Below are 8,354 nucleotides of genomic sequence, written 5' to 3' on the forward strand. Positions count from 1 at the left end.
GCAACGCCAACTTGGTCGGCGGACGGGTCGGGTCTGGCCGGATGACCACGCTCTATGCAGGCGAGCCGGCCATGATCACGGTGCGCGTTAACTGCGTGTCTCGCGAGATGCTGCCCCGATAGCCTGGCTCGGTGGTTACCCGCCTGTCCCGACTGTTCCTTCGGACCTTGCGTGACGATCCGGCGGACGCGGAGCTGCCGAGCCACCGCTTGCTCGTGCGGGCCGGCTACATCCGTCGCGTGTCGCCGGGGGTGTACTCCTGGCTGCCGCTCGGCAAGGCGATTCTCGACAACATCGCGGCGGTGGTCCGCGAGGAAATGCTGCGCATGGGCGGGCAGGAAGTGCTCTTCCCGGCGCTCATCCCGCGGGAGATCTACGAGGCGAGCGACCGCTGGACGGCGTACGGCGACGCGCTGTTCCGGCTGCACGACCGCAAGGGTGCGGACCACCTGCTCGGACCGACCCATGAGGAGCTGTTCACGCTTCTGGTGAAGGGCGAGCTGTCGTCGTACCGCGACTACCCGCTCACGCTGTTCCAGATCCAGACCAAGTACCGCGACGAGGCTCGGCCGCGGGCCGGGCTGCTGCGCGGCCGTGAGTTCGTGATGAAGGACTCCTACTCCTTCGACCTCGACGACGCCGGGCTCCAGGTCTCCTATGACGCGCACCGGGCGACCTACCGGCGGATCTTCGACCGGCTCGGGCTCGACTACCGGATCGCGTTCGCGACCTCGGGCGCGATGGGCGGATCGGCGAGCGAGGAGTTCCTTGCGCCGGCCGAGTACGGCGAGGACACGTTCGTGCAGTGTGCGAGCTGCGACTACACCGCCAACACCGAGGCGGTCGAGATCGCGGTGCCGCCGAAGCAGGATCCCTCCGTGCACCCGGACAGCCAGGTGCTCGACACTCCCGACACCCCGACGATCGACACTCTGGTCGAACGGCTGAACGCGCTCGACCTGGGCCAGGAGTTCACCGCCGCCGACACCTTGAAGAACGTCGTGTTGAAAAGCCGCGAACCGCACGGAGACTGGGAGCTGCTGCTCGTCGGCGTGCCCGGTGATCGGGAGGTCGACCTGAAGCGGATCGCCGGTCAGCTCGAGCCGACCGAGGTGGACGTCGCCGACAAGGACGATTTCGCGAAACACCCGGAGCTCGTGCCGGGCTACATCGGCCCGCAGCGGCTGGCCGAGTGGGGGATCCGCTACGTCGTCGACCCCGTCGTCGTCCCCGGCAGCGCATGGGTGACCGGAGCCAACGACGCGGGCAAGCACGCCGCCTACGTGGTTCGCGGCCGCGACTTCGAGCCTGCCGCCGAGCTCGGGGCGGTCGAGATCCGCGACGGCGACCGGTGTGCCCGCTGCGGCGGCGAGCTCGAGATCGCCCGCGGCATCGAGATCGGCCACATCTTCCAGCTCGGCCGCAAGTACGCCGACACCTTCGAGCTCGACGCGCAAGGCCCCGACGGCGAGGCGATCCGGATCACGATGGGCTCCTACGGCATCGGGGTCTCGCGGGCGGTTGCGGCGGTTGCCGAGCAGACGCTGGACGACTCCGGCCTGTGCTGGCCGGCGAGCATCGCGCCGTACGACGTCCATGTCGTCCCGGTGGGACGCGGTGACGAGCAGCTGGCCGCCGCGCTGGCGTTGGCCGAGCAGCTCGACGCGAGTGGGCTGCGCATCCTGGTGGACGACCGCGACGCCTCCGCGGGGGAGAAGTTCGCCGACGCGGATCTCATCGGCATGCCGACGATCGTGGTCGTCGGCAAGGCGCTGGCCGAGGGCAACGTCGAGGTGAAGGACCGGCGCAGCGGCGAACGGCGGCTGGTCGCGCTCGAGGCCCTGCCGGCCGAGCTCACCGCGTCGTGACGGCGCCGATCGAGGCGGTGCTGTTCGACTGGGGCGGCACGCTGACGCCGTTTCATGACATCGACCTGCCCGAGCTCTGGCGAGCGGCGGCCGAGGTGCTCGCGCCCGACCGCGTCGATGACCTCGCTGCCGCGTTGGTGGAGGTCGAGCTCGCCTGCTGGGACCGCACCAGCGGGACGATGGCCAGCTTCACGGTCGACGATGTGCTGCGTGCGGCGAGCGAGTCGCTCGGCCTGGACGTCGAGGACGCGGTGCACTCGCTTGCCACCGACGCCTACCGCGGAGGGTGGGGACCGCATCTCGTTGCCCGCCCCGACGCGGTCGATGTGGTGCGTGCGGTGAAGGGGCGCGGCCTGCGCACCGGCGTGCTCTCCAACACGCATTGGCCGCGGCACTGGCACGAGGAGGCGCTGGCCGAGGACGGTCTGCTCGAGCACCTCGACGCCCGCGTCTACACCAGCGAGCTGGCGTACATGAAGCCGCATCCGGAGGCGTTCGGTGCGTTGCTGGCGGCAGTCGATGTCGACCCTTTGCGGTCGGTCTTCGTCGGCGACCGGCTCTACGACGACATCAGCGGCGCGCAGGCGCTCGGGATGCGGACGGTCTGGATCCGCAACGACCGCGTCCCGGCGTACGACGTGATGCCGGACGCGGTGATCGCCGAGCTGTCCGAGCTCATCGCCGTCATCGACGACTGGCGCTAGCCGCAGGGCTACGCCGGCTGGCCCGGGAGCGCCTGCGTCATGCCCCAGTGGGCGCCGCGGACCGCCGCTGCGCCGAGCCATGCGATGGCCGCCGAGCGCTGCGTGCTGTCGGGCTGGGCCGCGGCGACCAGATCCCATGCGGCGCCCGCAATTCCGCGTTCGAGATGGCCGCCGAGCTCGCCGGCCGAGGCGCGGCCGGTCACGGGAAACGGCAGCCGGTAGGCCGGCGCGGCCGCGACCGGCGTAGCGCCGAGTGCTGTGATCATGGCGACCAGCCGGTCCCGCTGCTCCTGATGCGCGGTGAGCGCGGCGGTCGCGAACTCTCGGTCGTGGCCGGTCAGCGCTGCCCCGACCACGCCGTACCCGTAGACGGCCTGGTACTCCGCGGCCAGGGCGGCCTGCAGCGCCTCCAGCTCGGTCATGTCCCGTTCGCCTCCGCGCTCACCTCGTGCGAGGCCGCGATGCTTGCGAACAATGCGGCATTCATCCCGCTGCTCGCGGCGGTTGCGAGCTGGCGAAGCGTGCGGACGGACTGCCGGAGCGCCTTGTGCAGGTTGGTCGCGACGGCGGTGTCGGCTGATCCGGCCGGCGCGCCGTGCAGCGCGGCGAGATGCGTGCCGTGGATGGCCTTCGCGACCTCGAGCTGAGCGCTGCGTTTCGGCCCCGCAGTCGCGATCTTCGCGTCGTACGACGCGATCAGCATGCGCTCGAGGTCACGAGCGGCGGCCAGCGCGGTGGCATCCGGCACCGTGGCCGGCGGCTTGGGACGCGGACGATGGTGCTTGCCGCACCCGGCGACGGTCACGGCAGCCGCGATCAGCAAACTGCGGCGCGACATCGTGCGGCGCGACGGGGTCGGCCGCGAGATTTGCACTGTCCCGAGTCTGCCATCACCGCCAACTTGCTCGATACGGTGTGCCGCATGGCCGCGCCGTCGCAATCGCAGCTGGGCGAGCTGCTCGCGCCGGTCGTGACGGGCGCCGGCTACGACCTCGAAGAGGTCACCGTCAGCAGCGCCGGGCGGCGCAGCGTCGTCCGGGTCATCGTCGACCGGGACGGCGGTGTCGATCTCGACGCCGTCGCCGAGGTCTCGCGCGCGGTCTCCCAGGCGCTCGACCAGGCAGGCCCGCTGGGGGAATCGCCGTACGTCCTCGAGGTCAGCTCGCCCGGCGTCGACCGGCCGCTCACCGAGCCGCGGCACTGGCGGCGCAACGTCGGCCGCCTGGTCGAGGCCGGCGAGCTCACCGGCCGGATCGCCGAGGTGACCGCGGGCGGCGTGACCTTCGACGTCGACGGCGCGTCGCGCACGGTGGCGTTCCCGGACCTGCCGCCCGGGCGGGTCGTCGTGGAGTTCACCCGATGAACATCGACGTCACCGCGCTGCGCGGGCTGGTCCGGGAGAAGGACGTCTCCTTCGATACGGTGGTCGAGGCGATCGAGTCGGCACTGCTCGCGGCCTATCACCGCACCGAGGGCGCGCACGAGCGCGCTCGGGTGGAGCTCGACCGCAAGACCGGTGAGGTCACCGTGTGGGCGCAGGAGGTCGACGCCGCGGGTGAGGTGACGAGGGAGTTCGACGACACGCCGAGCGACTTCGGCCGGATCGCGGCGATGACCGCGAAGCAGGTGATCATGTCCCGCTTGCGCGATGTCGCCCAGGAGACGACCTACGGCGAGTACGCCGGCAAGGAAGGCGACCTGGTCAGCGGGCTGGTGCAGCACCACTCCGGCGTGCGCCCCGACGGTCCGGTGTTCGTCCATCTCGGCGACATCGAGGGCGTGCTGCCGCACTCGGAGCAGGTGCCGGGCGAGCGCTACGTCCACGGCGACCGGTTGCGCTGCCTCGTCATCGGCGTACACAAGGGACCGCGCGGCACTCAGGTGACCCTGTCGCGTACCCACCCGAACCTGGTCCGCCGGCTGTTCGCGATGGAGGTGCCGGAGATCGCCGACGGGACGGTCGAGATCGCGGCGCTCGCGCGCGAGGCCGGGCACCGGACGAAGGTCGCCGTCCGCTCGAACTCCCCGGACGTGCGGGCCCGCGGGGCGTGTATCGGCCCGATGGGCGCGCGGGTGCGGGCGGTGGTGACCGAGCTGCACGGCGAGAAGATCGACATCGTCGACTGGGACCCCGATCCCGCCACGTTCGTCGGGAACGCGCTCTCGCCCGCCCAGGTGACGAGCGTGACCGTGGTGGACCCGGTGGCGAAGGCGGCCCGCGTCGTCGTGCCCGATTTCCAGCTCTCGCTCGCGATCGGCAAGGAGGGCCAGAACGCCCGGCTGGCCAACCGGCTCACCGGCTGGCGCATCGACATTCACCCCGACTCGGCGCCGCAGGGCTAGACTGGCGCGTGACGAGGAGCGCCGATCCGGTCCGGACCTGCGTCGGGTGCCGGCTCCGCGCCACCGCGTCAGACCTGTTGCGCGTCGTCGTGGTCGACGGAGCTGTGCTCCCCGACCCGCGAGGCCGGGCGAGCGGGCGTGGAGCACATCTTCACCCCACCACCGAGTGCCTCGCGCTGGCGGAGCGCCGGCGGGCGTTTCCCAGGGCCTTCCGGGTCCCGGGACCGCTCTCGACCGGAGCCCTGCTGGACTACCTCACGCAGCACGACCGGAACGAGCAGAGCGGAACCACACCATGAGCGCTCGATGAGCCAGCACCGATGAGCACCGCCATGCACTGACAACGGCTTGCGGCACCACCGCGGGCCACCGAAGGAGAATTTGTGGCCAAGGCCCGCGTATCCGCCCTCGCCAAAGAGGTCGGGCTGCAGTCGAAGCAGCTGATCGAGTGGCTGAACAGCAACGGGGAGTACGTCAAGACCCCCTCATCGACCATCGAGGCGCCGGTCGTCGCGAAGGTGTACGCCGCCTTCCCGCCGAAGCCCGCCGACGAGGCGCCGGCCAAGAAGGCCGCGGCGAAGAAAGCCGCAGCGCCCGAGCCGCCGGCTGAGCCGGCAGCGCCGGCCGAGCCCGCGCCGCCGGCGTTCGCGCCGACCGAAGAGGTCTTCCCGCCCACCCCGCCGCCCGCGCCGAGCGTCGAAGCTCCGGCCGCACTGGCCGAGCCGCCCGCCGTACCCCGGCCGGCCGCTCCGCGGCCCGCGGGCAACAACCCGTTCACCCCGCGACCTGCGGGCAACAACCCGTTCACCCAGCGCGGCACCACGCCGTCCTCGCGACCCGGCCCCGGTTCGATGCCGCCGCGGCCCGGCGGGCTGCGCCCGGGACCGGGCATGATGCCGCCCCGGCCGCCGCAGCGACCCGGCGGCGGGCCGGGCTTCGGCCAGCGCCCGGGCGGTGGCCGCGACGCCGGCCCGCGCACCGGTGGTGGCGGACCCGGCGGTGACCGTTACGGCCAGCGCACCGGCGGTGCTCCGGGCGGTCCGCCCGGTCGCGGCTTCGGTGGGCGTCCCGGCGGACCCGGCGGCCGGGGCCGTGGCGCCCCGACCCAGGGCGCGTTCGGGCGTGGGCCCGGTGGCCGGCAGGTTCGCGGCCGCAAGTCGAAGAAGCAGCGCCGCCAGGAGTTCGACAACATGCAGGCGCCGACGATCGGCGGCGTGCAGATCCCGCGCGGCAACGGCGAGCAGATCCGCCTGCCCCGCGGCGCCAGCCTGGCCGACTTCGCCGACCGGATCGGCGCCAACCCCGGCTCGCTCGTCCAGGTGGTCTTCACCCAGCTCGGCGAGATGGTCACCGCCACCCAGTCGGCGCCCGAAGAGACGCTCGCGCTGCTCGGCACCGAGCTCGGCTGGGAGGTGCGGATCGTCACTCCCGAGGAGGAGGACGCCGAGATCCTGTCCCGCTTCGATATCGAGTTCGACGCGGACGAGGACGAGGCCGACCTCGCGCCGAGGGCACCGGTCGTCACCGTGATGGGCCACGTCGACCACGGCAAGACCAAGCTGCTGGACGCGATCCGCTCGACGGACGAGCAGGCCAAGGAAGCCGGCGGGATCACCCAGCACATCGGCGCCTACCAGGTCCACGCGTTGGTCGACGGCGACGACCGCACGCTGACCTTCATCGACACCCCGGGTCACGAGGCGTTCACCGCCATGCGGGCCCGCGGCGCCCAGGTCACCGACATCGCCGTGCTCGTCGTCGCGGCCGACGACGGCGTCATGCCGCAGACGATCGAGGCACTGAACCACGCACAGGCGGCCGAGGTGCCGATCGTGGTCGCGGTCAACAAGATCGACAAGGAGGACGCGAACCCCGCCAAGGTCCGCCAGCAGCTGACCGAGTACGGGCTCGTGGCCGAGGAGTACGGCGGCGACACGCTGTTCATCGACGTCTCGGCGAAGGCCGGCCTCGGGCTGGACCGCCTGCTCGAGGCGATCGTGCTGACCGCGGACGCGGCGCTCGACCTTCGGGCGAACCCGAACCGCGCCGCCGAGGGCGTTGCAATCGAGGCGCACCTCGACCGAGGGCGTGGCCCGGTCGCGACCGTGCTGGTCCAGCGCGGCACGCTGCACGTCGGCGACTCCATCGTCGCGGGCGACGCGTTCGGCCGGGTCCGGGCGATGCTCAACGAGAACGGCGACCCGGTCGACGAGGCCGGGCCGTCGCGGCCGGTCCAGGTGCTGGGCTTCACCAGCGTTCCCGGTGCCGGCGACAACTTCCTCGTCGTACCCGAGGACCGGGTCGCCCGGCAGATTGCCGAGCAGCGGCAGGCCCGTGAGCGGTTCGCCGAGCTGGCGAAAAGCCGCGGCCGCATGACCCTCGAGGACGTGCTGGAGCGGATCCAGCAGGGCGAGCTGAACCAGCTCAACCTGATCCTCAAGGGCGACGTCTCGGGTTCGGTCGAGGCGCTCGAGGACGCGTTGCTCAACATCGAGGTCGGCAACGAGAACGAGGTCGGCCTGCGGGTCATCGCCCGCGGCGTCGGCGCGATCACCGAGAACGACATCAACCTCGCCCGGGCCTCCGACGCGGTGGTCATCGGCTACAACGTGCGGCCGGAGGGCAAGGCCCGCGAGCTGGCCGAGCGGGAGAAGGTGGACGTCCGCTTCTACTCGGTCATCTACGCCGCGATCGACGATGTCGAGAACGCGCTCAAGGGGATGCTCAAGCCGGAGTTCGAGGAGGTGCAGCTCGGTACGGCGGAGATCCGCGAGATCTTCCGTTCGAGCAAGGCCGGCAACATCGCCGGTTGCATCGTCCGCGACGGCACAATCGTCCGGAACTCGAAGGCTCGACTGGTTCGAGACGGCGCGGTGGTGGCGGACAACCTGACCATCTCGACACTGCGCCGGTTCAAGGACGATGTCACCGAGGTCCGCGAGGGCTTCGAGTGCGGCATCAGCCTCGGCAACTACAACGACATCCACCTCGACGACGTCATCGAGACCTTCGAGCTCAGAGAAAAGCCGCGGTCATGAGCGCATCGCCGGATGCCGCGCGCACCCGGAGGATGAGCGTCCGGGTGCGCGAGATCGTCGCGAGCGTCGTCGAGCACCAGATCAAGGACGACCGGCTCGGGATGGTGACGATCACCGACGTCCGCATGACTCCGGACCTGCACGACGCCACGGTGTTCTGGACCGTCTGGGGCGATGAGACGGTGCGGGCCGACACCGCCGCTGCGCTCGAGAGCGCGACTGGCGTCGTGCGGTCCGCGGTCGGGCGGGCCACCGGGCTGAAGCACACGCCGAGCATCACCTTCGTGCTCGACGCGGTGCCGGAGAACGCCCAGCAGATCGAGGCCGCGCTCGCTCGCGCCCGCGACGAGGACGAGCGCGTCCACCGGGTGGCCGAGTCGGCGCGGCCGGCCGGCGACCCG

9 protein-coding genes are annotated in these 8,354 nt (G+C 71.6%); 7 read left to right on the forward strand and 2 right to left on the reverse strand.

Annotated features, from left to right (window positions below; translation table 11 throughout):
• The first annotated feature begins 131 nt into the window (after positions 1 to 131).
• Positions 132 to 1,868: a proline--tRNA ligase gene (locus VME70_08480; protein HTW20230.1), complete on the forward strand. Its 1,737-nt coding sequence runs from the start codon at positions 132 to 134 to the stop codon at positions 1,866 to 1,868.
• On the forward strand, positions 1,865 to 2,572 hold the full coding sequence (locus tag VME70_08485) for an HAD family hydrolase (protein HTW20231.1): 708 nt from the start codon (positions 1,865 to 1,867) through the stop codon (positions 2,570 to 2,572). Before VME70_08480 ends, VME70_08485 begins: the two co-directional genes overlap by 4 nt.
• An 8-nt stretch (positions 2,573 to 2,580) precedes the next feature.
• Here VME70_08485 and VME70_08490 read toward each other — a convergent pair whose 3' ends face one another.
• Positions 2,581 to 2,994, reverse strand: coding sequence for a ferritin-like domain-containing protein (locus tag VME70_08490; protein ID HTW20232.1), 414 nt, complete (start codon positions 2,992 to 2,994; stop codon positions 2,581 to 2,583).
• Positions 2,991 to 3,410 carry a hypothetical protein gene (locus tag VME70_08495; protein ID HTW20233.1) on the reverse strand — a complete coding sequence of 140 codons (420 nt, stop codon included), beginning with the start codon at positions 3,408 to 3,410 and terminating at the stop codon, positions 2,991 to 2,993. The genes VME70_08490 and VME70_08495 overlap by 4 nt, the downstream gene beginning before the upstream one ends.
• Positions 3,411 to 3,494: 84 nt before the next feature.
• Here VME70_08495 and rimP point away from each other — a divergent pair, with 84 nt between their 5' ends.
• The 5 genes from rimP to rbfA form a co-directional block, all read left to right on the forward strand.
• On the forward strand, positions 3,495 to 3,935 hold the full coding sequence (rimP, locus tag VME70_08500) for a ribosome maturation factor RimP (protein ID HTW20234.1): 441 nt from the start codon (positions 3,495 to 3,497) through the stop codon (positions 3,933 to 3,935).
• Positions 3,932 to 4,915: a transcription termination factor NusA gene (nusA, locus tag VME70_08505; GenBank protein ID HTW20235.1), complete on the forward strand. Its 984-nt coding sequence runs from the start codon at positions 3,932 to 3,934 to the stop codon at positions 4,913 to 4,915. The genes rimP and nusA overlap by 4 nt, the downstream gene beginning before the upstream one ends.
• Positions 4,916 to 4,923: 8 nt before the next feature.
• Entirely contained in the window at positions 4,924 to 5,214 is a 291-nt protein-coding gene (locus tag VME70_08510; GenBank protein ID HTW20236.1) for a YlxR family protein, read from the forward strand.
• Positions 5,215 to 5,298: 84 nt separating this feature from the next.
• A complete protein-coding gene (gene infB, locus VME70_08515; protein ID HTW20237.1) occupies positions 5,299 to 7,953 on the forward strand; it encodes a translation initiation factor IF-2 in 2,655 nt (884 codons plus the stop codon).
• The coding region (rbfA, locus tag VME70_08520; protein HTW20238.1) for a 30S ribosome-binding factor RbfA at positions 7,950 to 8,354 on the forward strand (405 nt) is incomplete at its 3' end. The genes infB and rbfA, both read left to right, overlap by 4 nt.

The organism is Mycobacteriales bacterium (assembly GCA_035504215.1).
GTDB lineage: Bacteria > Actinomycetota > Actinomycetes > JAFAQI01 > JAFAQI01 > DATAUK01.

Bases quoted from the DNA above. Each gene is read 5' to 3' on its own strand.
- rimP (HTW20234.1), top strand. From the start codon at position 3,495: ATGGCCGCGCCGTCGCAATCGCAGCTGGGCGAGCTGCTCGCGCCGGTC.
- VME70_08495 (HTW20233.1), bottom strand. From the start codon at position 3,410: ATGTCGCGCCGCAGTTTGCTGATCGCGGCTGCCGTGACCGTCGCCGGG.
- nusA (HTW20235.1), top strand. From the start codon at position 3,932: ATGAACATCGACGTCACCGCGCTGCGCGGGCTGGTCCGGGAGAAGGAC.
- VME70_08490 (HTW20232.1), bottom strand. From the start codon at position 2,994: ATGACCGAGCTGGAGGCGCTGCAGGCCGCCCTGGCCGCGGAGTACCAG.